The sequence below is a fragment of the Nocardiopsis sp. NPDC006938 genome, assembly GCF_042869555.1.
In the GTDB taxonomy this organism is placed as follows: domain Bacteria; phylum Actinomycetota; class Actinomycetes; order Streptosporangiales; family Streptosporangiaceae; genus Nocardiopsis.
This window is the reverse complement of sequence record NZ_JBIAGA010000002.1, coordinates 542,157-565,756: the sequence shown is the minus strand read 5'-3', so window position 1 is coordinate 565,756 and position 23,600 is coordinate 542,157. Positions and strand designations below refer to the sequence as shown.

20 protein-coding genes are annotated in these 23,600 nt (G+C 72.9%); 11 read left to right on the top strand and 9 right to left on the bottom strand.

Going from position 1 to position 23,600, the window contains the following annotated elements; translation table 11 throughout:
* The first annotated feature begins 178 nt into the window (after positions 1–178).
* Complete coding sequence (locus tag ACFYL4_RS05450; RefSeq protein ID WP_387516594.1) at positions 179–1,417, top strand: cytochrome P450; 1,239 nt, start codon at positions 179–181, stop codon at positions 1,415–1,417.
* A 43-nt stretch (positions 1,418–1,460) separates the two neighbouring features.
* On the opposite strand, the gene ACFYL4_RS05445 is transcribed toward ACFYL4_RS05450, so the two are convergent.
* Positions 1,461–2,219, bottom strand: a complete 759-nt coding sequence (locus ACFYL4_RS05445; protein WP_357761032.1) for a methyltransferase domain-containing protein — start codon at positions 2,217–2,219, stop codon at positions 1,461–1,463.
* Between the two features lie 298 nt (positions 2,220–2,517).
* On the opposite strand from ACFYL4_RS05445, the gene ACFYL4_RS05440 reads away from it, so the two are divergent.
* Together ACFYL4_RS05440 and ACFYL4_RS05435 are read left to right on the top strand one after the other, a co-directional pair.
* Positions 2,518–3,129, top strand: coding sequence for a hypothetical protein (locus ACFYL4_RS05440; RefSeq protein ID WP_387516592.1), 612 nt, complete (start codon positions 2,518–2,520; stop codon positions 3,127–3,129).
* Between the two features lie 100 nt (positions 3,130–3,229).
* Positions 3,230–4,117, top strand: coding sequence for a dihydrodipicolinate synthase family protein (locus tag ACFYL4_RS05435; RefSeq protein ID WP_357761027.1), 888 nt, complete (start codon positions 3,230–3,232; stop codon positions 4,115–4,117).
* Here ACFYL4_RS05435 and ACFYL4_RS05430 read toward each other — a convergent pair whose 3' ends face one another.
* Both ACFYL4_RS05430 and ACFYL4_RS05425 read right to left on the bottom strand, forming a co-directional pair.
* The gene (locus ACFYL4_RS05430; protein WP_387516590.1) at positions 4,118–4,693 is read right to left on the bottom strand and encodes an NADPH-dependent FMN reductase; all 576 of its coding nucleotides are present in this window, start codon (positions 4,691–4,693) and stop codon (positions 4,118–4,120) included.
* Positions 4,694–4,786: 93 nt separating this feature from the next.
* Entirely contained in the window at positions 4,787–5,755 is a 969-nt protein-coding gene (locus tag ACFYL4_RS05425) for a TIGR03557 family F420-dependent LLM class oxidoreductase (protein ID WP_387516589.1), read from the bottom strand.
* Between the two features lie 217 nt (positions 5,756–5,972).
* On the opposite strand from ACFYL4_RS05425, the gene ACFYL4_RS05420 reads away from it, so the two are divergent.
* The 4 genes from ACFYL4_RS05420 to nrfD are packed head-to-tail and all read left to right on the top strand — an operon-like array spanning position 5,973 to position 12,190.
* A complete protein-coding gene (locus ACFYL4_RS05420; RefSeq protein WP_387516587.1) occupies positions 5,973–6,827 on the top strand; it encodes an SDR family oxidoreductase in 855 nt (284 codons plus the stop codon).
* Positions 6,828–6,879: 52 nt separating this feature from the next.
* Positions 6,880–10,134, top strand: a complete 3,255-nt coding sequence (gene fdh, locus ACFYL4_RS05415; protein ID WP_387516585.1) for a formate dehydrogenase — start codon at positions 6,880–6,882, stop codon at positions 10,132–10,134.
* Positions 10,134–11,060 (top strand): 4Fe-4S dicluster domain-containing protein, encoded by a 927-nt coding sequence (locus ACFYL4_RS05410; RefSeq protein ID WP_387516583.1) that lies wholly within the window; start codon positions 10,134–10,136, stop codon positions 11,058–11,060. The genes fdh and ACFYL4_RS05410 overlap by 1 nt, the downstream gene beginning before the upstream one ends.
* On the top strand, positions 11,057–12,190 hold the full coding sequence (gene nrfD, locus ACFYL4_RS05405) for an NrfD/PsrC family molybdoenzyme membrane anchor subunit (RefSeq protein WP_387516580.1): 1,134 nt from the start codon (positions 11,057–11,059) through the stop codon (positions 12,188–12,190). Before ACFYL4_RS05410 ends, nrfD begins: the two co-directional genes overlap by 4 nt.
* Before the next feature lie 218 nt (positions 12,191–12,408).
* Here nrfD and ACFYL4_RS05400 read toward each other — a convergent pair whose 3' ends face one another.
* From ACFYL4_RS05400 to ACFYL4_RS05390, 3 genes are all read right to left on the bottom strand, one after another.
* The gene (locus ACFYL4_RS05400) at positions 12,409–14,217 is read right to left on the bottom strand and encodes a thiamine pyrophosphate-requiring protein (RefSeq protein ID WP_387516578.1); all 1,809 of its coding nucleotides are present in this window, start codon (positions 14,215–14,217) and stop codon (positions 12,409–12,411) included.
* 64 nt (positions 14,218–14,281) lie between these two features.
* Positions 14,282–14,719, bottom strand: coding sequence for a ChaB family protein (locus ACFYL4_RS05395; protein WP_357761004.1), 438 nt, complete (start codon positions 14,717–14,719; stop codon positions 14,282–14,284).
* 136 nt (positions 14,720–14,855) lie between these two features.
* On the bottom strand, positions 14,856–15,254 hold the full coding sequence (locus ACFYL4_RS05390; RefSeq protein ID WP_387516576.1) for a winged helix-turn-helix transcriptional regulator: 399 nt from the start codon (positions 15,252–15,254) through the stop codon (positions 14,856–14,858).
* Positions 15,255–15,327: 73 nt separating this feature from the next.
* On the opposite strand from ACFYL4_RS05390, the gene ACFYL4_RS05385 reads away from it, so the two are divergent.
* Positions 15,328–16,215, top strand: coding sequence for an SDR family NAD(P)-dependent oxidoreductase (locus ACFYL4_RS05385; RefSeq protein ID WP_387516574.1), 888 nt, complete (start codon positions 15,328–15,330; stop codon positions 16,213–16,215).
* 147 nt (positions 16,216–16,362) lie between these two features.
* Here the strand turns inward: ACFYL4_RS05385 and ACFYL4_RS05380 are convergent, their stop codons facing one another.
* The 3 genes from ACFYL4_RS05380 to ACFYL4_RS05370 all read right to left on the bottom strand — a co-directional run bounded on the left by ACFYL4_RS05380 (position 16,363) and on the right by ACFYL4_RS05370 (position 18,707).
* Positions 16,363–16,971: a CPBP family intramembrane glutamic endopeptidase gene (locus ACFYL4_RS05380; RefSeq protein ID WP_387516572.1), complete on the bottom strand. Its 609-nt coding sequence runs from the start codon at positions 16,969–16,971 to the stop codon at positions 16,363–16,365.
* Between the two features lie 65 nt (positions 16,972–17,036).
* Positions 17,037–17,756: an ABC transporter permease gene (locus tag ACFYL4_RS05375; RefSeq protein WP_357760993.1), complete on the bottom strand. Its 720-nt coding sequence runs from the start codon at positions 17,754–17,756 to the stop codon at positions 17,037–17,039.
* A gap of 57 nt (positions 17,757–17,813) precedes the next feature.
* On the bottom strand, positions 17,814–18,707 hold the full coding sequence (locus ACFYL4_RS05370) for an ABC transporter ATP-binding protein (protein WP_387516570.1): 894 nt from the start codon (positions 18,705–18,707) through the stop codon (positions 17,814–17,816).
* A gap of 162 nt (positions 18,708–18,869) precedes the next feature.
* Here ACFYL4_RS05370 and ACFYL4_RS05365 point away from each other — a divergent pair, with 162 nt between their 5' ends.
* The 3 genes from ACFYL4_RS05365 (at position 18,870) to ACFYL4_RS05355 (ending at position 23,593) form a co-directional block, all read left to right on the top strand.
* Positions 18,870–19,994, top strand: coding sequence for a sensor histidine kinase (locus ACFYL4_RS05365; protein WP_387516568.1), 1,125 nt, complete (start codon positions 18,870–18,872; stop codon positions 19,992–19,994).
* On the top strand, positions 19,991–20,593 hold the full coding sequence (locus ACFYL4_RS05360; RefSeq protein WP_387516566.1) for a DNA-binding response regulator: 603 nt from the start codon (positions 19,991–19,993) through the stop codon (positions 20,591–20,593). Before ACFYL4_RS05365 ends, ACFYL4_RS05360 begins: the two co-directional genes overlap by 4 nt.
* A gap of 96 nt (positions 20,594–20,689) precedes the next feature.
* Positions 20,690–23,593: a protein kinase gene (locus ACFYL4_RS05355; protein ID WP_387516564.1), complete on the top strand. Its 2,904-nt coding sequence runs from the start codon at positions 20,690–20,692 to the stop codon at positions 23,591–23,593.
* Positions 23,594–23,600: the final 7 nt, after the last annotated feature.

Here is a 23,600-nt window from a genome sequence, read left to right as displayed (position 1 = left end):
GGCCTCCACCTTCCTGGCCATGCTCGGCATCGCCTGCATCCTCATCTGCTACAAGCACCTGGCCAAGCATGCCGATGGCTTTTGAGATGAGCTCTAAGGGCGTCGGTATTTCATCGCGCTTCGGGCCCGTACACCCCTGCCGGGGGTACGGGCCCCCTCCCGGAACGGACCTCACGCGGTGACGGCCACGCACCCGGCCCCGCCCGGCCCCCACGGCGGACGCGGCACCTCCAACGTGGCGGACTTCGCACTCGACCCTCTCGCCTTCCTCACCCGGGCGGCCCGCGAGTACGGCGACGTCGTCTCCCTCACCCCGACCAACGTGCTCCTGGCCCACCCCGACGACGTCCACCGGGTTCTGACGGACCGGGGCGGGAACGTCGTCAAGGTCAGCGAGGCGGTACGGCGCGGGCCCACCGGATTCCCTCTCGCCATGATGAACAGCGAGGGCGCGGACTGGGAACGCAAGCGCGCCCGACTCCGGCCGGCCTTCCGCAGCGACCGTCTGGGACACCTGGAACGCGCGGCCCGGGAGGGGGTCGCCCGTACCGTGGACGCCTGGACCGACGGGCAGGTCGTCGACGTGCACCGGGAGATGTCGCTGCTGGCCATGCGGATCGGTGCCGAGCACATCGCCGGACGCGAACTCGGTGAACGGGGGGAGGACCTGGCCGCCGCCGTGGCCGCGATCATGCGGCTGACCTCCCAGCCGCGCCTGCCGGCCTGGGTACCGACGCGCGTGAACCGGAAGCTCCGCCGGTCCCTGCGGACGCTCGACACGGCGCTGGCGGCGCTGATCCGCGAGCACCGGCCCAAGGGCGGGGATACGGCGCTTGACCGGTTGCTGTCCGACGACCCCCCGTTCGAAGAGGTCAGAGACGAGCTCGCCACCCTGCTGATGTCGGGCTACGAGACCACGGCCGATGCCCTCACTTGGCTCTTCTTCGCCTTGGGCGAACACGGCTCGGCCGACGGGCGGATGGCGGACGACGGCTACGCCCTCGCGGCGGCCAAGGAGTCCCTGCGCCTGTACCCGCCTGCCTGGGTCATCAGCCGCGAGACCGTGCGCCCCTTCGAGGCGGGCGGGTACGTACTTCCACCCAGGACGGTCCTGGGGCTCAGCCAGTGGGTCACCCACCGCGACGTGCGATGGTTCCCGGACCCGGAGGAGTTCCGTCCCGAACGTTGGTTCGGTCGTGGTCCGGCCCACCGCAACGCCTACTTCCCGTTCGGGGCGGGGCCGAGGGGGTGTGTGGGGGCGTCGATGGCCCTGCGCGAGACGGAGGTCATCGCCAGGGAGCTGCGTGCGCGCGTACGGCTGGAGCTCGTCGATCCGCGGGCCGTCCGGCCGCACCCGGCGCTGGCCCTCCAGCCCCGGGGTGTGCGAGCGATCGTGCGCAGGGAACGCCAGGTATGAGCCTCCCGGTGGAGCGTGCGTACGTCCGGGGACGGGGCCCGGTTCAGGGCCGGACGGCGCTGACCACGATGAAGGGGACAGCGGCGAAGAGTCTCCCCGTCCTGGCCCGTTCGCGCTGGTCCCCGACCCACGACGCGGCCTGCCGGTCGGTGATCGCGCCTGCCTGCTCCGCCGCCTCGGCCATGGCCGTGAGCATCGGCAGGACCTCCGCGTCCGTGAACGCGAGCACGCTCCCCTCCACCGCGACGCGGGTGAACCCCGCGTCGAGCAGTAGCGCCCGCTGCCGTCGGGGCGCGCGGGGGTCGGGCATCCGGTCCGCGTAGGACCGGAGAACGGCTCGGGTGACCTCCGGTTCGTCCGCGTCCACCATGTAGGCGTCCCAGTCCTGGCCGGTGAGGACGACGCGGCCGCCGGGCGCCAGGACCCGGCGCGCCTCCACCAGCGCGCGGGCGGGGTCGTGCAGTGAGTGGTAGACCTTCTCCGCCCGATAGCCCTGGGCACTGGCGTCCGCGAGAGGAAGGGCGTAGGCGTCGCCCGATCGGTAGTCCGCCCCGGGGTGGCGTGCCCGCGCGACGTCGAGCATCCGCTGGTCGAGGTCGACGCCCACGGCGCGCACGCCCTCAGCGGCGAGCTCGGCCACGGCCAGGCCACCGCCACAGCCGACGTCGACGACCGTGTCGCCGGGGTCGCAGCGCAACAGGGCTCGCACCCGCGCGCGGAGTCCGCGAGCGAAGGGGCCGCGGTCGAAGTGGTCCAGCCGTGCGAGGAGGTGGTCCGTGTCAGTGGTCCGGGGGGTCTGCATAGGGGATTCCTGCCCTCCGCGCCGGGGGTTCAACACCGGTCGTCTTCGGCCCGGTCCCCGCTTTCGTGCACGGGCCTGGCGCGAGGCGCTTTCGCTCCGTCCCGACGGGCGCGCGGGAGACGGCTCCGGGGCCACATGCGGCCAGATCTCCGGGAGGCGGATGCGCTCCGTGGGCGCTAGGCTTCGCCAAGGAGATCCGGCCCCGTGGAGACCACCGCTCCGGGGCCCGGCGCACGCCCGTGGCGAGACTCCTCGCCGAGCGGTCTCCCGCACCCCTTCCCCCTTCGCAGAGGCAAAGATGCACCCTCCCTTCTCCCCGCCGGGTCCGATCACCGACCTGGGGCGGCCGCCCGGACCGGTGCGCGGACTGGCCGTGACCCTCTGGATCGCCGTCGGTCTCTCCTCGCTCCTGGTCGCCTTCTCCATGTTCGTGGCGGCGATGGTCGGGGGCTCCCCCGCCTACGCGTTCGGCTACACCCTCCCCCGCGCTCTCCCCGGCCTGCTCCTGGCCGTGGCCGCCACCCCCATGACACGCGGGCGCCCGTGGGCGCGCATGATGGTCAAGGTGCTGCTCATCGTCCAGATCGTCTTCCAGTCGTTGATGTTCCTGGGCGGGAACAGTCTCATGGCGCTGCTCCTCATCCCGCTGGCGATCACCGGCTTGGTCCTCCTGCACCGGCCGATGTCCGTCTGGTTCTTCACGGTCCACAGGCAGATCGCCAGAGGGGAGTACGCGGGGCAGCCGTACGCAGCCCACCACCCCCAGACGGGCTACGGACACCAGGATTACCAGGGACATTACGGACATCAGGGATACCACCCTCACCAGCAGTCTCCGCAGCATCCGCCGCAGTCCCACGGGCAACAGCAGCAGGACGGTTCCTGGGGCCAGGGGCCGCACCCTCGGTAGTCGCCCGCCGCGCTCCGCGTGGTGACGCCACCCCGGGCGGAGGTCCGCCCGGGGTGCTGTGCGAGTCTGGTGCGCCGACGCGGACGAACGGGAGTGGACCATGGGTGACCTGATGAGAGCCGGTGTGTGGGGCGTGCTGGCCACGCCGTTCCGGGGCGGGGCCCTGGAGGTCGACACGGCGGGCATCAGGCGGTTGGTCGAGCACGCCGAGGGTGCCGGGGTCACCGGGTTCACCGTGCTGGGGGTGTTCGGCGAGGCCGCGCAGCTCAGCCGGCAGGAGCGCCGACTGGTCCTGGAGACCGTCCTGGCCGCCACCGACCTGCCGTTGGTCGTGGGCTGCACGGGGCTGGGCACCGCACCGACCATCGAGGAGGCGGCGCTGGCCGTCGAACTGGTCGGCGACCGGCTCGCGGGCGCCATGGTCCAGGTCAACAGCGCCGACCCGGAGGTGCTCGGAGCCCACCTGAACGCCGTGCACGAGGCCACCGGCGCCGATCTGGTGGTCCAGGACTACCCCGTCGTGAGCGGTGTCCGGATCTCCTCCGCGGTGCTCGGCGACCTCGTGGCGCGGACGCCCTTCGTCAGCGCGGTCAAGGCCGAGGCGCCGCCGACCCCCGCCGCCGTCGCGGAGCTGACGGCCCGGTGCGACGTGCCCGTCTTCGGCGGGCTCGGCGGGATCAACCTCCTCGACGAACTCGCCTGCGGGGCGGCGGGCGCGATGACGGGTTTCTCCTACCCCGAGGCCCTGGTGGCGTGTGTCGGGGCCTGGGACCCCGCCGACCCGGGCCGCAGTCGCGCCGCTCTGCTGGAGTACCTGCCTCTCATCACCTTCGAACAGCAGGTGGGGATCGCCCTGGCCATCCGTAAGGAGTGCCTGCGCCAGCGCGGCCTGATCGACGAGTCGGGCGTGCGCGCCCCGGCCCGGAGCCTGCCCGAGTCGCTGCGTCCGCTGTTGACCAGCCACATCGCCCGCGCCCAGGCGCTCTAGTCACACGCCCAGGGTGCCGTTCGCCCGCTTCACCGAGGCGTACCGCAGGGCCTCCTCCAGCTCGGCGACGGCCAGCCGGGTCCGCTCCACCACGGACGGATCGGCGTAGCGTCCCGTCGCGTCCACCCGGGACCCGGCGCGGGAGACCACGACGCAGTCCACGAGCACCGCGCCCAGCAACGTGAGCGTGGGCATCAACGGTGTGTGGGCGCGCATCCCGCCCGCCTGCCCGGGGGAGGCGCTCATCAGTAGTGTCGGCCTCCCGACGAGCCCTCCGGAGCCCACCAGCCAGTCGATGGCGTTCTTGGTGACCCCGGCGGGCCCGTGGGCGTACTCCGGGGTCGCGATCACCACTCCCTCGGCCCGCTCAGCCAGGGCCCGGAACTCCCGCACCGGCTCCGGCCAGGCGTCCTCGTCGTTCTCCAGGTCGGGGTTGAACAGAGGGAGCCGCCCCGCCAGCTCCGCGCCGACCACGGTGGTCCGCTCCCCCACCCTTTCGACCAGCTCCAGCAGGGCCGCGTTGAACGAGCCCCTCCGCAGGCTGCCGCAGATACCCAGTACGACGTGGTCTGCCACGTGTCCGCCCTCCGGGACGCTCCCTCGGGGCACGTCCGGCCGGTCGTGCCCTCGGAAGGCGAGTCTGCCAGCCCCGCCGGGGCATCGGCGGGGCTACCGGTTCTGGGTCAGGTTCCGGACCGGCCCGGCGAGCTCGGACTCGAAGAACGCGAAGAAGCCCTCCGGGTCGGGTCCCGCGTTGATCAGCGCCAGGTGGTCGAAGCCCGCCTCGGCGAACCGCCGCACGACGTCGAGGTGGCGCTCGGGGTCGGGTCCGTAACCGAAGACGTCCGCCATGTCGTCCGTTCTGACCAGGGCGGTGGCGGCCTCGAAGTTGACGGGGTTGGGCAGCTCGGACTGGACCTTCCAGCCGGTGAGCCCGAACCGGAAGAGTTCCCGCGCGGACTCCAGCGCCGTGCGGTCGTCGGCGGCCCAGGCCAGGGGGACCTCCCCGTAGCAGGGGCCGTTCCCACCGCGCTCCCGGTAGGTGCCGGTGAGCGAGGGGTCCGGGTCGGTGGCGAAGAGCCCGTCACCGATCTCCGAGGCCAGTTCGGCGGCCCGCGCACCGCCCGCGGCCACCACCACCGGCGGCGGACGCTCGGGCAGGTCGAAGACGCGCGCGTCCTCCAGAACCAGGTGCTCTCCCCGGTAGGAGTGGTAGCCGCCCGACCACAGCAGCCGCATGATCTCCACGGCTTCGACCAGCATCTCGTGGCGCACCGCCACGTCGGGCCATCCCCGGCCGACCACGTGTTCGTTGAGGCGCTCCCCCGCGCCGACGCCCAGCGTGAACCGGCCGTCAGAGAGCAGGGCGGTGGTCGCGGCGGCCTGGGCGACGATGGCCGGGTGGACGCGCAGGAACGGGCAGGTCACCCCGGTGGCGATCTCGATGCGCCCGGTGCGTTCGGCGATCGCCGCCAGCATCGACCACACGAACCCCGAGTGGCCGTGGCCGAACAGCCACGGGTGGAAGTGGTCGCTGATCTCCACGAAGTCGAACCCGGCCCGTTCGGCGCGTACCGCCTGCTCCACGATCTCGCGGGGCCCGTAGCCCTCCGCGAAGAGCTTGTAGCCGATCCGCATGCGCGCCTCCCCGCTGTCGTGACCGGGTCGTACCGACCCTGGTCTCCACTCGTGGCCCTCACCTGTCCGGCCTCCACGGAAACCCCGCCGACCGGAAATTCGCCGTGCACTGAACGGATGCCCGGGCAAAGGATGGCGCTCGGCGACGCCGGGCACGTGTGCGCGACCGGCCCGCTGGGCAGGGCGGACGGAGAACGTCCACGGAAGGGGAGGACCCGTGAACGAGAGAACGCCGCCCGCGCAGAGTCAGCCGCACCCGGGCCGTACCGAGCCGATGGAGCCCCGGCCCAGGGACGAGATGCGCGACTACGAGGGAAGGGGCTTGCTCAGGGGACGCCGGGCCCTGGTCACCGGGGGCGACTCCGGGATCGGCCGGGCCGTGACGGTGGCCTTCGCCAAGGAGGGCGCCGACGTCGTCTTCGGTTACCTGAGCGAGGACGCCGAGGCGCAGCACACCGCCGACCTGGTCCAGGCACAGGGGCGCCGTGCGGTGGGTGTGCGGGGCGACCTCGCCGACGAGGCGCAATGCCAACACCTGGTGCGGCGGGCCGTGGAGGAGCTCGGCGGCATCGACGTCCTCGTGGAACACGCCGCCACCCAGACACCGGTGGACAACTTCACCGACCTGACCACCGAGCAGCTGCGCCGCACCTTCGACGTGAACGTGATGGGGGTGTTCTGGACCCTGCGTGAGGCGCTTCCGCACATGTCCGACGGCGGGTCCGTCATCGTCACGGGGTCGATCAACGGGCTGCGGGGCAACACCTCGCTGATCGACTACGCGTCGAGCAAGTCGGCGGTCATGAACCTGTCGCTGTCGCTGTCGCAGGCGCTCATGGACCGCGGCATCAGAGTGAACTGCGTGGCACCGGGGCCGGTCTGGACTCCGCTGATCCCGGCCACCCTCGGGGAGAGGGGCAGTGAGGGCTTCGGCCAGCAGGCCCCGATGGGGCGGGCCGCCGACCCCGACGAGATCGCGCCCTCCTACGTGTTCTTCGCCAGTGAGCGGCTCTCGTCCTACTACACCGGCGAGACCCTCACCCCGACCGGAGGAGAGATCCAGGGCAGCTGACGTTGGTCGAGGAACGGGCCCGGGGCGGCGCCCCGGGCCCGAGGGGGGTCGCATGAGCGTGTGGAGATGGCTGCGGTCGTGGCCGGTGCTGAGACAGGCCACCGGAGAGGACCGGTGGGGGCTGGGCTCGGCCGCGAGGTCCGAGCGCACGGAGGGGCTCCGTCCGCGCACGGCGCTGGCCGACCGGGTGGTCAAGTCGGTCTGCCCGTACTGCGCGGTGGGCTGCGGGCAGAACGTGTACGTGCGCGACGAGCGGGTCGTGCAGATCGAGGGGGACCCGGACTCCCCCGTGAGCCGGGGTCGTCTGTGTCCCAAGGGGTCGGCGAGCCTCCAGCTCACCACCGGGTCGTCGCGTCGGGACCGGGTGCTGTACCGGCCGCCGTACGGCGCCGACTGGGAGGAGCTGGACCTGGACACGGCCCTGCGCATGGTGGCCGACCGGGTCGTGGACACCCGGGAGGACACCTGGGAGGAGGAGTCCGAGGGGCGCAGGGTGGCGCGCACGCTCGGCATCGCGAGCCTGGGCGGGGCGACCCTCGACAACGAGGAGAACTACCTGATCAAGAAACTCCTCACCGCGCTGGGGGTGATCCAGGTGGAGAACCAGGCACGGGTGTGCCACAGCTCGACGGTGGCGGGCCTGGGAACCTCCTTCGGCCGGGGCGGGGCCACCATGTTCCTCCAGGACCTCCAGAACTCCGACTGCATCGTGATCGAGGGGTCCAACTTCGCGGAGGCGCACCCGGTGGGGTTCCAGTGGGTGATGGAGGCCAAGGCGCGCGGTGCCGTGGTGATCCACGTGGACCCCCGGTTCAGCCGGACCAGCGCCCTGGCCGACCTGCACGTGCCGATCCGGGCGGGCACCGACATCGCCTTCCTGGGCGCGGTCATCAACCACGTGCTCTCGGAGGACAAGTACTTCCACGAGTACGTGCTGGAGTACACCAACGCGGCGACCATCGTCGGTGAGGAGTTCCAGGACACCGAGGACCTGGACGGGGTGTTCTCCGGGTTCTCCGAGCGGGACCGCACCTACGACGTCTCCACCTGGACCTACAAGGGGGCGACGGTGGCGGCCGCGGCGGGTGACCGCCAGCAGCTGCCCCGGACCCGTGAAGGGGTCACCGGGGACACCACCCGGTCGGGTCGGCCGGAACAGCAGGGTTCGGGCGGCGCGGTGATCCGCGAGCGCCCGGAGGAGGACCGCACGCTCACGCACCCCCGCTGCGTGTTCCAGGTCCTCAAACGGCACTACGCCCGGTACACGCCGGAGCTGGTGGAGCAGGTGTGCGGTGTCCCGAGGGACGTGTTCCTGCGGGTGTGCGACCACCTCACCGAGAACTCGGGCCCGGACCGCACGAGCGCGTTCTGCTACGCGGTCGGCTGGACCCAGCACACCGTGGGGTCGCAGTACATCCGCACGGCGTCGATCCTCCAGCTGCTGCTGGGCAACGTCGGGCGGCCGGGCGGGGGCATCCAGGCCCTGCGGGGGCACGCCAGCATCCAGGGGTCGAGTGACGTCCCGACCCTGTTCGACCTGCTCCCGGGCTACCTGCCGATGCCGCACGCCCACGAGGAGCAGGACCTGGAGGGGTACGTGCTGGCGGCCGGGTACCCGCGCAAGGGGTTCTGGTCGGACATGCGCTCCTACACGGTCAGCCTGCTCAAGGCGTGGTTCGGCGAGCACGCCACCGCCGACAACGACTTCCGCTTCGGGCACCTGCCCCGGTTGACCGGGTCGCACAGCACCTACGACACGGTCATGGCGCAGATGGAGGGGGTGTGCAAGGGGTACTTCCTCATGGGGGAGAACCCCGCCGTGGGGTCGGCCAACAGTCGTGCGCAGCGGTTCGGCATGGCCGCCCTGGACTGGCTGGTGGTGCGCGACTTCTCGCTGATCGAGAGCGCCACCTGGTGGAAGGACGGCCCGGAGATCGAGTCCGGAGAGATGCGGACCGAGGACATCGGCACGGAGGTGTTCTTCTTCCCAGCCGCGGCGCACACGGAGAAGTCGGGCACGTTCACCAACACGAACCGCACCCTCCAGTGGCACGACCGCGCGGTGGAGCCCTCCGGCGACCAGCGCAGCGACCTGTGGTTCATGTACCACCTGGGGCGGCTGGTCCGGGAACGGCTGGCGGATTCGCGGGACCCCAAGGACCGACCGGTCCAGGAGCTCACCTGGGACTACCCGTTGGAGCCGGACGGCGAGCCCAGTGCCGAGGCGGTGCTGCGCGAGATCAACGGGCACGACGACCAGGGGCGACCGCTGTCGGGCTACACACGGCTGCGGGACGACGGTTCCACCTCGTGCGGGTGCTGGATCTACTGCGGTGTGTTCGCGGACGGGGTCAACCAGGCGGCGCGCAAGAAACCGGGCCGGGAGCAGGACTGGATCGCCGCCGAGTGGGCGTGGTCGTGGCCGGACAACCGCCGCGTGCTGTACAACCGGGCCTCGGCCGACCCCGAGGGGCGGCCGTGGAGCGAGCGCAAGGCGCTGGTGTGGTGGGACGAGGAGGAGGGTCGGTGGACCGGGTACGACGTCGCCGACTTCGAGGCCGACAAGGCCCCCGGCTACCGGCCCCCGGAAGAGGCGACCGGGGTCGCGGCCCTGAGCGGCGTGGACCCGTTCATCATGCAGGCGGACGGCAAGGGCTGGCTGTACGCTCCGGCCGGTCTGCACGACGGTCCGATGCCCACGCACTACGAGCCGCAGGACACCCCGTTCACCAACCCGCTGTACGGGCACCAGCGCAACCCGACCCGGCTGTTGTTCCAGCACGAGCTGAACCGCTACCACCCGGCGCCGGGCTCCCCCGGCTCCGAGGTGTTCCCGTACGTGGTGACGACCTACCGGCTGACGGAGCACTTCACGGCGGGCGGGATGAGCCGGTGGACGCCCTACCTGTCCGAGCTGCAACCGGAGTTCTTCTGCGAGGTCGGTCCGGAGCTGGCGGCAGAGCGCGGCCTGGAGCACGGCGGCTGGGCGACCGTGGTCACGGCGCGCAACGCCATCGAGGCCCGTGTGCTGGTCACGGACCGGATGCGGCCGCTGCGGGTCCAGGGGAGGCCGGTCCACCAGATCGGCATGCCCTACCACTGGGGGCCCAACGGGTACTCGACGGGCGACTCGGCCAACGAGCTGATGTCGCTGGCCCTGGACCCCAACGTGCACATCCAGGAGGTGAAGGCGCTGACCGCCGACATCCGGGCGGGGCGGCGTCCCCGGGGGCCCGACCGGGTGGCACTGGTGCAGGAGTACCGGCGCCGGGCCGGAGTCACCGAGCGGACCGGAACGGAGGACTGATGAACGACGACCCGCGGCCCTCTCGCAAGGGGTTCTTCACCGACACCAGTGTGTGCATCGGCTGCAAGGCCTGTGAGGTGGCGTGCAAGGAGTGGAACTCGGTACCGGAGGACGGGCTGGACTTCCTGGCCTCGTCCTTCGACAACAGCGGCCGGTTGAGCGCCGACACCTGGCGCCACGTGGCCTTCGTCGAACAGCGGCTGCCGCTCGGGCACCAGGAGCCGGGCGTGGGCCGACCGGAGGGCGCCGCCGGGGGCACGGCGGCCGCGACGGGGGCCGGGACGGTCGACCTCGGCATGCCGTCGTTCGATCTGCCCGGCCAGCGCGCGGGTGACGACGACGGCACCCAGGGGCGCGGCGACTTCCGCTGGCTGATGTCGTCCGACGTGTGCAAGCACTGCACGAGCGCGGCGTGCCTGGACGTGTGCCCGACGGGCGCGCTCTTTCGCACCGAGTTCGACACGGTGGTGGTGCAGGAGGACATCTGCAACGGCTGCGGCTACTGCGTCTCGGCCTGCCCGTACGGGGTGATCGACCGCAGGGAGGTCGACGGCCGGGCCTGGAAGTGCACCCTGTGCTACGACCGGATCGGGGAAGGGCTCGAACCCGCCTGCGCCAAGGCGTGCCCCACCGACTCCATCCAGTTCGGCGACCTCGACGAGCTGCGCGAACGGGCCCAACGGAGGGTGGAGGACCTCCACGAGGCCGGGGTGTCCTCCGCACGGCTGTACGGGGAGGACCCGGACGACGGCGTAGACGGCGCGGGCGCCTTCTTCCTGTTGCTGGACGAACCCGAGGTGTACGGTCTGCCACCCGACCCGGTCGTGACCACCCGCGACCTGCCCTCGATGTGGCGCCACGCCGGTGCGGCCGCGATGGTGCTGCTCGCGGGCGGCCTGGCCGCGTTCGCGGGGAGGCGGTCATGAGCAACCCCGAACACACGGGTGAGGGCGCCCGCGATCACGGACGCGACGCGGTGACCGGCGCGGCCGGCGTGGTGTCCGACGGACAGCGCGAGGAGACGGGGAGGCGCGGCGGCGCGGGACGGTCGGGGCGCCGGGGCCGCGGGAGCGGACGGCGCGGGGGCGAGCCCACCCGGGTGCCCGACGCCGACTTCCGCTCCTACCACGGCAGACCGGTGCTCAACCCGGTGGTGTGGGAGGCCCGTGACATCGGGGGCTACCTGTTCCTCGGCGGGCTCGCCGGGGCCTCGTCCGTGCTCGCGGCGGGGGCCGAGGCCACCGGACGCGCCGAGGCGGCGCGCCCGCTCAAGTACACGGCGTTGGCGGCGATCTCCGGTTCTCTGGTGGCGCTGGTGCACGACCTCGGGCGGCCCGAGCGCTTCCTCAACATGCTGCGGGTGTTCAAGCCGACCTCACCGATGAGTATGGGGTCCTGGCTCCTCATGGGCTACGGGCCGCTGGCGGGAACGGCCGCGGTGACCGCCGCCACGGGGTGGTTTCCGCGGCTGGGGACGGCCGCCACCCTGGGCGCGGGGCTGGTCGGCCCGCTGGTCGCCACCTACACGGCGCCGCTGATCTGCGACACCGCCGTACCCTCCTGGCACGAGGGGTACCGGGAGATGCCGTACGTGTTCGCCTCCTCCGCCGTCGCGGCCGCCGGGGGCGTGGGGCTGGCCACCGCACCCCCGGAGCGGAGCGGGCCGTTCCGCCGGGCGGCGGTGGGCGGCGCGCTGACCGAGCTCGCGGTGTCCACCCTCATGGAGAGGCGTATGGGGCTCGCGGGGGAACCCTACGGTCGGGGCCGGGCCGGGGTGCTCACCCGGAGCGCGAAGGCCCTGACCCTGGCCGGGGCCGTCGGCGCGGCGATGGGACGGCGCTGCCGGACGGTGTCGGTGCTCAGCGGTGCCGCGCTGGTGGCGGGTTCGGCGCTGACCCGGCTGGGGGTGTTCGAGGCGGGCGTGCAGTCGGCCGAGGACCCCCGGTACACCGTCGTTCCGCAGCGCGAGCGCCTACGGGAGCGCGAACGGGAGCGGGGGTTGGCGGACGCCGCGGAACGGGAGGGGGAGGAGGCGCGCGAGGGGGAACGCGCCTGACCAACGCGTGCGCCGGGGCCGCACGGGTGGCCCCGGCGCCCGTGTGCCGTCCTCCCCGGTGCACGGCCCGCGCGTGCACGGCCGCGCAGGTGCGGCCCGCACTCGGCGGTGGACACGACAACCGCACACGGGAGCGCGCCCGATCGTCGGGCCCCCGATGGCCGTCGATCGGGCGCGCGGCTCCCGAGTGCTCCCGGCGGGTCGGCGGCCGCCACGGGTCAACGACCGTGCGGCAGGAACTCCTGGACCTTGGTGGCCAGACCGCGTGCGGCCACGCCCGCCGCGTCGGGATCGCCGCTGAGCAGCGCCCGGAGGGTGTCGGTGACCTGACCCCACTCGACCTGGGGCGGGATCGGCGGGACGTCGGCGTCACAGTGCACGTCCAGCACGACCGGCCCCCGAGCGGCGAGCGCGCGGTCCCAGGCGGGACCGACCTCCTCGGGCCGCTCCACCGTGATCCCGGTGAGCCCCACCGACGTGGCGAAGTCCGCGTACGACATGTTCGGGAGGTCCTGCGAGTACGGGGTCCTCGGCGAGCCGCCCATCGCCCTCAGCTCCCAGGTCACCTGGTTGAGGTCGTTGTTGTGCCACACGCACACCACCAACCCGGGGTCCTCCCACAGGTGCTGGTAACGGCGGGCGGTCAGCAACTCCATGAGCCCGTTCATCTGCATCGCCCCGTCCCCCACCAGGGCGACCACCGGGCGGCCGGGGTCGGCGAACTTGGCCCCCACCGCGTACGGGACCGCGCACCCCATGGTGGCCAGGGTGCCCGAGACCGAGCCGCGGTTGTGCTTCCCCATCCGCAGGAACCGCGCGTACCAGTTGGTGGCCGAGCCCGAGTCGACGGTCACCACGGCGTCGTCGGGCAGCCTCGGAGAGAGCTCGCTGACGACCCGCATCGGGTTGACCGGGTCGGCGGCGACCTCCGCCTGCGCCTCCAGTACCTCCCACCAACGACGTACGTTCTCCTCGACGTCGGCGCGCCAGCGCTCCCTCCCCTCGCGGAGATCCTCGGGCGGGTCCAACCGTCCGAGGAGAGCGCGCAGCGTGCTCGCCGCGTCCCCCACGAGGTTGACCTCGGTGGGGTAGCGCATCCCGATGAACCGGGGGTCGACGTCGATCTCCACCGCCCTGCGGCCGAACGGCGGCAGGAACTGGGAGTAGGGCAGGTTGGAGCCCACGATGAGCAGGGTGTCGCAGTCGCGCATCAACTCCCAGGAGGGCCGGGTCCCGAGCAACCCGATGGCCCCGGTGACCTGTGGCAGGTCGTCGGGGAGCACGTCCTTGCCCAGGAGCGCCTTGGCGATCCCCGCGCCGGTCGCGTCGGCCAGTGCCAGGACCTCGTCGGCGGCACCGCGCGCCCCCTGACCGACCAGGATCGCCACCCGCACTCCCGCGTCGATCACCCGCGCCGCCCGGTCCAGTTCGGTCTCGGGTGGCAGTACCGTCCCGCCGCCGACCACCCGGTCGGGTGCGCTGGAGGGGACGTGCTTGAACGCGTGCTCCGGCGGCGCGTAGTCGAGTTCCTGCACGTCGGCGGGGACGATCACGGTGGCCGGGGCGCGTTCCGCGAGGGCCGAACGCACGGCGCGGTCCAGGACGTTCGGCAGCTGCTGTGGCACGTTGACCGTTTCCAGGAAGGCCGACGAGACGTCCTTGAACAGACTGTGCAGATCGATCTCCTGCTGGTAGGAGCCGCCCATGGCGGTGCGGCTGGCCTGGCCCACGATCGCGAGCACCGGGACGTGGTCCAGCTTGGCGTCGTAGAGCCCGTTGAGCAGGTGCACCGCCCCCGGCCCGCCAGTGGCCATGCACACACCGAGCCGACCGCCGAACTTGGCGTAGCCCACAGCGGCGAAGGCGGCCATCTCCTCGTGGCGGCTCTGGACGAACCTCGGCCCGTCCTCCACCTTCGCCATCTGGGCCACCAGGCCGTTGACGCTGTCCCCGGGGTAGCCGAAGATCTCGGTGACACCCCACTGCGACAGTCGGCGCAACAGGTGGTCGACGACGTTCTGGGCCATGTCCCCTCCTTCGTCGGGGGCGGAGCCCGGCACCGAACGAGCACCGGGCCAGGTGCCGTGCGGTTCAGCGGGAGCGGCTCCGTGAGGAGCGCCCGCTCCCCGACGTGCGGCGCTCGCTCTCCTTCTGGAGGGCGTCCACCAGCTCGCCCTTGTTCATGGAGGACCGGCCCGGCACGTCGAGCTGCTGCGCCCTCTTGTAGAGGTGCGCCTTGGTCGCCTCGGCGTCGACGCCCCCGGCGGTGGGCCGATCGGCTCCGCGACGTCGTCCGGACCTCGGGTTCCTCGCCTGTGCGTCGGAGGGGCCGCGCCCGTTGCCCTCCTTGGGCTCCCAGTGGTCGCCGACCTTCTCGAAGCTGTGCTTGACGGCGGCGAAGGCGACCCTGTGGGCGCGCTCTCCCTCCCCGTACTCCTCGACCGCGCTGTCGTGTGCCTTGATCCAGGTGCGCTGGGCCTTCCTGGGCGACCGGCGCAGGGTGTCCGGCAGTTCGCTCACTCCGGGCATCGTTCCCATCTCCTGTCGGTTCGGGTGTCCGCGCGGGCCGGTGGTCCCACCGGCCCTCTCACCTCCCCTTGCCGGTCACGGCCAGCGCAAACTCCCCGCGACCGGATCGACCGGGGCCGGGGTCGGGACGGGCGGGTCACGTGGAACGGCGCGAGGCGGCGATCTCCTCGTGGTGCTCCATCGCCCAGGCGGCCAGCGCCGACAGCGGTTCCAACAGGGTCCGGCCGAGCGGGGTGAGGCTGTACTCGACGCTCGGCGGCACGGTGGGGAACACCTCCCGGTGCACCAGCCCGTCCTCCGTCAACCCGTGCAGGGTCCGGGTCAGCATCCGCTGGCTGATGCCCTCGATCGCGCGGTGGAGCTCGTTGAACCGGTACGCGCGCCGACCGAGCAGCACCACGACCAGGACCGTCCACTTGTCACCGACCCTGCGGAGCACGTCCGACACCGGGCACCGCGCGTGCTCGTCGGCCGGGACCGGCGTGGGCAGGGGCGCCGCCACGACGAGGGGCACATCCGTGTGCGTACCTGACATCAGAATGCCTTCTTTCCAGGTGGGGCGCGGTTGCCGAGAATGGGGGCACGAACCGAAGGTAGCCGGGAGGGTCATGGGTGTGAAGGACGGATTCGACGACCGGGGCCGCCGACGCGTGGTGGTCGTGAGCGGTGGGACGAACGGCATGGGACGCGCGTTCGCCCTGGCCCGGGCGCGAGCGGGGGACTCCGTCGTGGCCCTCGGCAGCGACCCCCAGAAGGGGCGGCGGCTCCTCGACGAGGCGGAGGAGGCGGGCGCGGCGGGCCGGACGGAGTTCCTGCGCGCCGACCTGTCCACCGTCTCCGGGACGCGCGAGGCGGTCGCGCGGATCGCCGCCGGCCACGACACCGTCGACGCGCTCATCCTGTGCGCCAACCGCCAGCACCCCCGGCACACCCTGACCGAGGAGGGTCTGGAGCGCACCTTCGCCCTCTACTACCTGAGCCGCCACGTACTCGGGGAGGGGCTCGGCCCCCAGCTGCTGCGCTCCCCCTCCCCCGTGATCGTCAACGTCGCCGGGGTGGGTGCCCGTGCGGGGCGGGTCCACTGGGACGACCTGCGGCTCGAACGCCGCTACAGCACGGTGCGGGCCCAGCTCCAGGCCGGTCGCGCCAACGACCTGCTGGGGGTGGCGCACGCCGCCCGCACCGGAGGGGCGGTCCCGTACGTCCTCTACCACCCCGGGTTCACCCGCAGCGGCGATCTCGGCCCCCTCTCCGCACCGGCGCGGTTGCTGCTCCGGGTGCTGGCCCGGATCGCCGCCCGCCCGGTGGAGCGCTCCGTGGCACCGCTCCACGGGTTCGTCGACGACCCGCCGAGGGCGCCGCTGACCGCCGTCGACCGGGGCCGGACGCTCCCTCTCGACCTGCCCACGCTGGACCCCGGGAACGCGGACCGGCTGGCCGAGGTCACGCGGGCACTCCTTCGGGAGGTCGACCTCGGGGTCCCCGGGGAGGGCTGACCGCCGTCGACCGGGGCCGGGGACCGACAGGGGCGGGGCGGGGTCAGGCGGGGAGGGCGGCGCCGGCGAACAGCACCAGCGTCGGCAGCGCCAGGTTGTTGACCGAGTGCACGGCCACGGCGGGCCAGACCGATCCGCTGCGGCGCATCACCTCGGCCGCGACCACCCGACCACGAAGGCGGCGGGCAGGATGACGTTCACCCCGTGGAAGACCGCGAAGATCGCCGAGCTGCCCAGGACCCCGACCCAGGGGCCGAAGCGGAGCAGCGCGTTGGCGACGACACCGCGGAACAGCAGCTCCTCCCCGATGGGGGTGAGCACGGCCAGGAACAGGAAGGTGAGGGCGAGCGCGACCGCGCCGCCGCCCGCCGTCTCGTGGTACACGCCCTGGGGGTCGCTGTCGTAGCCGGTCAGCGTGGTGATGCCGAGGACCACCAGTCCCTTCACCAGGAGCGCCACCAGCCCCCATCCGGCACCGGCGAGCATCCAACGCCAGGTGGTGCGGCGGACCCCGAAGGCCGCGAGGGAGCGCGGGCGCACGGCGTACGCGACGCCGAACCCCACGAGACCCCCGACCCCCGACCACGCGGACACGATCAGGCCGTACACCAGCGGGTCCGGGTCCAGCCCGACCGGGCCGAGGAACACGAGGACGACGACGCTGATCGCCATGCCGAGCAGGCCGAGGACGACCTCGGGCCACCCGGGGCGGAGCGGTTCCGCTTCCGGGGCCGGGGCGGTGTGCGGGGTGGTCATGACGGTCTCCTCGGCTGCGGTGTCGATGTCGTACGTGCTGGACCGGTGTCGTCCGCGACGGCTTGTCAGCGGCGCGGTTCCCAGCGGAAGATCCGGGCGGCGAGGGCGACCGCGACGACGACCCACGCCAGGCTGGGCGCCAGGAGCAGCAGGGACTCCCCGAGGGGCGTCCCGCCGTTCCACGCGCCGACCACCAGTTCGGCGGCCGACCCGCCCGGGAGCAGGCGCTTGACCAGCGTGAGTTCCTCGGTGCCGGTGAACCCCACCCAGCCGGAGACCACGAGTACGCCGAGCATGACGGGCAGTGTGGTGACCTGCGCGTGTTCGGGCGAGTGGGTCACTCCGGCCGTGGCCAGCGCCAGGCCGAGCATCATCGCGACGGTCACGAGGACCGCCGCCACCAGCAGGAGGGGGTCGGCGGGCGCCCCGGCGACCACCGACAGCACGCTCAGGACCATCGTGACCTGGACGAGGGTGATGGCGGTGACCGGCAGCAGCAGCCCGGTGAGGATGCGTACGTCGTCCACGGCCGTCGAGCGCAGCCGCTTGAGGAAGAGGTTCTGGCGGCGGGAGGCGAGCGTGGTCACGGCCGTCGTGTACAGGGCCATCACCACGACGAGGAACATGAGTACCGAGGCGACGACCCCGAGGTCGAGCAGGTCGGGTGCCCGGTCGTGCAGGTACATGTAGAGGGCGCTGCCCGCGAGGGGCACCGCGAGCATGGTGACCAGGACGAGCCTGTTCCGGAGAATCTGGATCAGCTCACTTCGAGCGATGGCGAGCATGGCGGGTTCCTTCGCGTGTGGGATGGTTCGAGTCCGGGGCGGGAGCGGGGGTGGACGCTACTTGGAGCCGATGGCGCGGAACACGTCGTCGAGCCGGGTGGGCCCGGCCTGGAGGTCGCCCAGGGCGACGCCGTGGTCCCGGGCCCAGTCCAGGAGCGCGTGCAGGTCCTTCTGGAGGGCGGTCGTCTCGACGAGCAGGGACCCGTCGCCCTGCCGTACCGCGCTGGGCGGCGGCTCCGGGGCGGAGGCCTCCAGGGTGAACCGCACCGTGGCGGGCAGGGCCCGGGTGAGTTCGGAGACGGTCCCCTCCCGGTGGAACACCCCCTGGTGCATGAGCCCGATCCGGTCGGCGCGCTGCTGCGCCTCCTCCAGGTAGTGCGTGGTGAGGACGATGGTCGACCCGTCCTCGCGCAGGCGGTCCACGGCGTCCCACAGGTCGTCGCGGGACTGGATGTCCAGGCCGGTGGTGGGCTCGTCCAGGAAGACGAGTTCCGGGGCGCCGTACACGGCGGTGGCGAAGTCCAGCCGCCGCTTCTCGCCCCCGGAGAGCTGTGAGACGCGGGTTCCGGCCTTCGCCGAGAGACCGACCACGCCCAGGAGGCGTTCGACCCGGTCGGCGCGCCCGGAGAGAGCGCCGATGAGGCGCACCGACTCCCGCACGGTCAGGTCCGGGGAGAAGCCGCTCTCCTGGAGCATGACGCCGGTGCGGGGGCGCACGGCGCGGCGGTCGCGCGGGTCGTGGCCGAACACCCGGACGCTGCCCGAGGTGGCGGCGCGGTGGCCCTCGACCGTCTCCAGGGTGGAGGTCTTGCCCGCGCCGTTCGTGCCGAGCAGGGCGTACAACTCTCCCCTGCCCACCTGGAAGGTCAGGTCGCGTACGGCGTGGAAGTCGCCGTACCGCACGTTCAGGCCCCGGACGTCGATGACGGGTGTCGCTGTTGTTGAGGTCATGCCCCCATTCCAGCGGCGTGGGCGGTCCGGCGGCAGTGCGGCCGCGTCACCACCTGGCCGTGACATCCGCCCGGTCCGGAGGTGACGTGGTGTCACTGGTGCGCGGCCGGGACCCGCGCCGATACTGGGACGGTCCGCGCCGTCCTCCCCGAAGGGGTCCGTATGCCGTCAGAGCCCGCCGAGGTGACGCAGGGGCAGTTGCGCGTGCTCAACCTGGGCATCGTGTTCGGTTCGATCTCGGCGGTCGGCGCGCTGCTCATCTCGATCAACGCCCAGAACCTCGCACAGACCCTGGTGTTGGGGCTGGCTCTGGCGGCGGCCCTGGTCTCGATCCGCGAGTGGACCGGTCGGGTCTTCTGGGCCGTGGCGCTCACGTGCCTGGCCGTCAGCTCGACCGCGCTGGTCGTCGGGGTCCTGGTGCTGGACAGCGCGTCGGCCTCCTTCGGAGTGTCCGTCGTGGGCACCGTCGTGGTCCTGCGGCTGCCGGACCGGTACCGGCGGCCGGTGGCCTGGTCCCTGGTCGCCCTCGTGGTCGGCGTCGTCACCCTGAAGGTGCTCACCGCGCCCGGCGGTCTGGGCGACGCCCTGAAGGAGTACGTCGTGGGCGCGGTGAGCGTGGCCGTGGTGGGCGTGGTCTTCGCGACCCTCAACCACCTGGTGGCCGGGTTCGTCTCGGAACTGGAGCGGGCGGGTGAGCGCGAGGCCGAGTTGGCCGTGGCCAGGGAGCGGGTGCGCTTCGCCGGGGACCTGCACGACATCCAGGGCCACACGCTGCACGTGGTGAAGCTGAAGGTGGCGTTGGCCCGCAAGCTGGTGCACTCGGACGCCGACCAGGTGGAGCGGGAGCTCGACGAGGTGTACTCCCTGGTGGGCGAGACCATCGCCGAGACCAAGGAGCTGGCGCACGCGCAGCGACGGCTCAACCTCTCGGCGGAGCTGGAGAACGCCCGGAACCTGTTCGAGGCGGCCGGGATCACGGTCCGCGTCGAGCACGCGGACGGGGACGAACCGGACAGTCGGGTGGCGGAGACGCTCGGCCAGGTGCTGAGGGAGACGACCACCAACATCCTGCGGCACGCCCGGGCCGAGCACGTACGGGCCACGCTCACCGGTACCGGCATCACCATCGTCAACGACGGCGCGGACGGCGAGGAGCCGCCCGCGCTGGGAGGTCTGGCCGCCCTGCGTGACCGGGTGGAGCGCGACGGCGGCACACTGACAGTGGAACGGGGGGACGGGCGCTTCGTGACCGCCGCAGCGTTCCCCGGACGGAGGGACGACCGATGACCAGTGTGGTGCTCGCCGACGACGAGGCCCTGTTGCGCAAGGCCCTGGCGGCCCTGTTGCCCCTGGAGGGGGAGGTCACCGTACTGGCCGAGGCGCACGACGGGGAGTCCGCTGTGGCGGCGACCCTGGAGCACCGCCCCGACGTGCTCGTCATCGACCTGGAGATGCCGGGTGTGGACGGTCTCGGCGCCGTGGCGCGCATCCGCGGGGAGCTGCCCGACCAGGTGATCCTGATGCTGACCCGGCACGCCCGCCCCGGTGTGCTGCGCCGGGCGCTCCGGCTGGGTGTGCAGGGCTTCGTGAGCAAGTCCGCGGAGCCCGCGCACATCACGACCGTCATCGGCGCCCTGCACGAGGGCCGCAGGTGGGTGGACCCGGACGTGTCCGCGCTGGCGGTGATCGACGACTGCCCGCTCACCGAACGGGAGGTCGACGTGCTGCGGGCCACCAGCGACGGCTACTCCGCAGTGGAGACCGCGGCCCGACTGCACCTGGCCGAGGGCACGGTGCGCAACTACCTGTCGAACGCGATGCGCAAGACCCAGACCCGGACCAGGCACGAGGCGGCGCGCTACGCCCGGGAGCACGACTGGCTGTGACCGGACGGGGCGCGGGCGCCCCGGGGTACCGGGTCCCCGTACGGCCCGATTCCGGTAAGATCCCGTGCGAATCCACCCGCCCTCGGAAACGGCCCCATGCACCCCCTGCGTCCAGAGGACCCCCGACGTCTCGGTCCGTACCGCCTGCTGCGGCGGGTCGGCGCCGGAGGTATGGGCGTGGTGTTCCTCGCGGTCGCGGCCGACGGCGACGGGGACGACCTGGCAGCGGTGAAGGCGGTCCGCGCCGAGTACGCGGAGGACGCCGAGTTCCGGGCCCGGTTCGCCGGGGAGGTGGAGCTCGCCCGCCGGGTGCGCGGCCCCTACACCGCGAGGGTGCTGGACGCCGACACCGAGGGCCCGCGCCCGTGGCTGGCCACCGAGTACGTGTCCGGTCCCTCCCTGCACCACGCGGTACGCGACGGCGGCCCCTTCCCCGAGGACTCGCTGCGGGCCCTGGCGGCAGGGCTGGCGCGTGCGCTGGACGCCATCCACTCGGTGGGGTTGATCCACCGGGATCTGAAGCCCTCGAACGTGCTGCTGTCCCCGCGCGGACCCCAGGTGATCGATTTCGGGATCGCCCGGGCCACCGACGCCACCGCGCTGACCAGGACCGGACAGACGCTGGGGACCCCCGCGTACATGTCGCCCGAGCAGGCGACCGGAGCCCACCTGGGGCCGGGCAGCGACCTGTTCGCCTTCGGTGGTGTGCTGCTCTTCGCGGGGACCGGTCGGCAGCCCTTCGGCACCGGCGACCCCGCCGCGCTGCTGTACCGGGTCGTCAACGAGGAGCCGGACCTGGACGGGCTGCCGGAGGGGCTGGCGCCGCTCGTGGACGCCTGCCTGGCCAAGGCTCCGGCCGACCGGCCCGCGTTGGCCGAGGTACTGGCCGAGCTGTCGGGCACCGCGCTGCCCGAGGCCGGTGCGGACGACCCCACCGCCTGGCTGCCCACCGCGATCGCCACCCGGGTGATGGGGACGGTGGCCTACACCCGTGCGCAGGCGGTCGCCCCGGACGTCTCGGGCACCGAGGAGTCGCTGGCGGAGGGTGGTTCCCGGGAGGCGCCCGGGGCACCGGAGGCCGCTGGAAACGAGGACGAGGACGCCGGAGCGGACGGGCCCATCGGGAGCGCTGGCGCCCTCGGGACCACCCGGGCGGGCCGGTCCACGGACGACACGGACTCCCCCGGAACCGCCGGTGCGGGAGACGCTGCGCCGACTACGGAGCCGCCCGGGACCGACGACGCGCGAGCGGTCGCGACGGGGCACGGGGACCACGGGGAACGGGAGTCCCGCGGGGCCGTCGGGACCGAGGCCGCCTCCGGCGGTTCCGGGATCTCGGGTGGCGAGGGCACCGGCGGGAACGGCGAGGGCACCGGGACGGCCGGTGTCGTCGGCGCCCCCGGAGCGGACCGGGAAGACGGGGCGCCCGACGCACCGAACGGGGGCGATGCGCACGGGGACCAGGTCCTCAGCGAGCTGCCCAGTTGGGCGCGGACCGGGGGTTCCTCCTCCGCGCTCCCCTCCACCGGCGCGGCACGCGGGGTGGGGAGCACCGAACGCCCCGTGCCGGACGCGGAGTCCCCCGCCGAGGGAACTCCCGGAGCGGTCAGAACCGACGCGGGAGACGCGCCCGGCACGGGACGCGCACCCGGAGCAGGAGCCACACCCGACGCGGCAGGCACACCCGGCACTCGCCGCAGGTCCGGAGCCGCGTCCGCGCCCGTACCGTCCACCCGGGACGCCGCACGACCGGCGCCCGGGTCGCCCGCGGGTCCCGCCGCCCCGGCGGCCCGTCGCGACGTCGACGCCCCCGACCCGGCGTCCGGGAAGGTCCTCTGGGGCACCGCCGTCACGGCTCTGGTGCTGGTGGTGGGGCTCGTTCTGGCCATCGACGCGCGCGACGCCGCGGACGAGGAGCGGGCCGAGGCCACGACGCCGTCCGCACCCCGAGACGCCGCTCCGACACAGGAGGCCGCCCCTGAGGAGGAACCGGCGGAGATCGAGGACGTCACCTTCCTCGACGGGGACCGGTTCGCCATCCTCACCAACGCGGGCGTGCACCTCTACGAGACGGACGAGAGCGCCCCGGTCAGACGGCTGGACGACGAGTCCGACCCCCGCAGGCTGGGCCGCTCGGAGCTGGTGTCCGACCCCACGGGTTCGTCGGTGGCGGTGCAGCGCGGAAGCCCGACCCGTTCCACCGTCTTCGTCTGGGACCTCGACGACGACGAGGAGTACGAGGTGACCCTGGCCGAGGGGTTCGGCGGCGGGGAACCCCTGGCGCTCTCCCCCGGTGGCGGGAACCTGTACGCGGGCCCGGGCCTGGTGTCCGGCCGCGAGCGCGAGGAGGTGATCGCCTACGACACGCGCAGCGGCGAGGAGGTGTACGCCGTCGACATCCCGGAGAACGGGGAGGGGCTCAAGGGAACCGTGTCGGCCCTGGGCACCACCCCGGACGGCACCCTGCTGATCGCGGCCCTGACCACCGGGATCGCGGTGTGGGACGCCGGAACCGGCGAGCCCGTGCCGGGCGTTCCCGAACTGCGTGAGTGGTCGACCAGCGTCTCGGGCCCCATGGCGGTCTCGGACGGACTCGTGGCGGCCGCGTCCTACGAGCAGCTCCTGCTGGTGGACCCCCGCTCCGACCGGGCTCCCGAGAGCTTCACGGTGCCCTTCGACGGAGACCCGGCCTCCCCGGAGTCCGAGCCCTGGATCACCTCGCTGTCCTTCGGCGAGGACGGCGACACCATCGTCGCGGCGGGCCATGTCGGCCAGCAGCAGGGCTACATCCAGGTGTGGGACCGTGACGGCACTCCCGTGAACGAGCGCTGGTCCTCCTCCGAGCAGTACAGGGCCGTCCGCGCGGCGCCCACCGGAGGGGACGTGCTGGTGGCCCCCCACCTCCTGGGGAACGAGCGGCCCCATCCGCTGCGGCTGCTGGACGGCGACCTGAGCGTCGCCATGGAGTACGAGCTCCCCACCGTGACCGACGACGCCTGAGGAGCCC

Coding starts and splice junctions, on each gene's coding strand:
- ACFYL4_RS05445 (WP_357761032.1), bottom strand. CDS start 2,219: ATGCAGACCCCCCGGACCACTGACACGGACCACCTCCTCGCACGGCTG.
- ACFYL4_RS05440 (WP_387516592.1), top strand. CDS start 2,518: ATGCACCCTCCCTTCTCCCCGCCGGGTCCGATCACCGACCTGGGGCGG.
- ACFYL4_RS05435 (WP_357761027.1), top strand. CDS start 3,230: ATGGGTGACCTGATGAGAGCCGGTGTGTGGGGCGTGCTGGCCACGCCG.
- ACFYL4_RS05425 (WP_387516589.1), bottom strand. CDS start 5,755: ATGCGGATCGGCTACAAGCTCTTCGCGGAGGGCTACGGGCCCCGCGAG.
- fdh (WP_387516585.1), top strand. CDS start 6,880: ATGAGCGTGTGGAGATGGCTGCGGTCGTGGCCGGTGCTGAGACAGGCC.
- ACFYL4_RS05410 (WP_387516583.1), top strand. CDS start 10,134: ATGAACGACGACCCGCGGCCCTCTCGCAAGGGGTTCTTCACCGACACC.
- nrfD (WP_387516580.1), top strand. CDS start 11,057: ATGAGCAACCCCGAACACACGGGTGAGGGCGCCCGCGATCACGGACGC.
- ACFYL4_RS05400 (WP_387516578.1), bottom strand. CDS start 14,217: ATGGCCCAGAACGTCGTCGACCACCTGTTGCGCCGACTGTCGCAGTGG.
- ACFYL4_RS05395 (WP_357761004.1), bottom strand. CDS start 14,719: ATGCCCGGAGTGAGCGAACTGCCGGACACCCTGCGCCGGTCGCCCAGG.
- ACFYL4_RS05390 (WP_387516576.1), bottom strand. CDS start 15,254: ATGTCAGGTACGCACACGGATGTGCCCCTCGTCGTGGCGGCGCCCCTG.
- ACFYL4_RS05385 (WP_387516574.1), top strand. CDS start 15,328: ATGGGTGTGAAGGACGGATTCGACGACCGGGGCCGCCGACGCGTGGTG.
- ACFYL4_RS05380 (WP_387516572.1), bottom strand. CDS start 16,971: ATGACCACCCCGCACACCGCCCCGGCCCCGGAAGCGGAACCGCTCCGC.
- ACFYL4_RS05375 (WP_357760993.1), bottom strand. CDS start 17,756: ATGCTCGCCATCGCTCGAAGTGAGCTGATCCAGATTCTCCGGAACAGG.
- ACFYL4_RS05370 (WP_387516570.1), bottom strand. CDS start 18,707: ATGACCTCAACAACAGCGACACCCGTCATCGACGTCCGGGGCCTGAAC.
- ACFYL4_RS05365 (WP_387516568.1), top strand. CDS start 18,870: ATGCCGTCAGAGCCCGCCGAGGTGACGCAGGGGCAGTTGCGCGTGCTC.
- ACFYL4_RS05360 (WP_387516566.1), top strand. CDS start 19,991: ATGACCAGTGTGGTGCTCGCCGACGACGAGGCCCTGTTGCGCAAGGCC.
- ACFYL4_RS05355 (WP_387516564.1), top strand. CDS start 20,690: ATGCACCCCCTGCGTCCAGAGGACCCCCGACGTCTCGGTCCGTACCGC.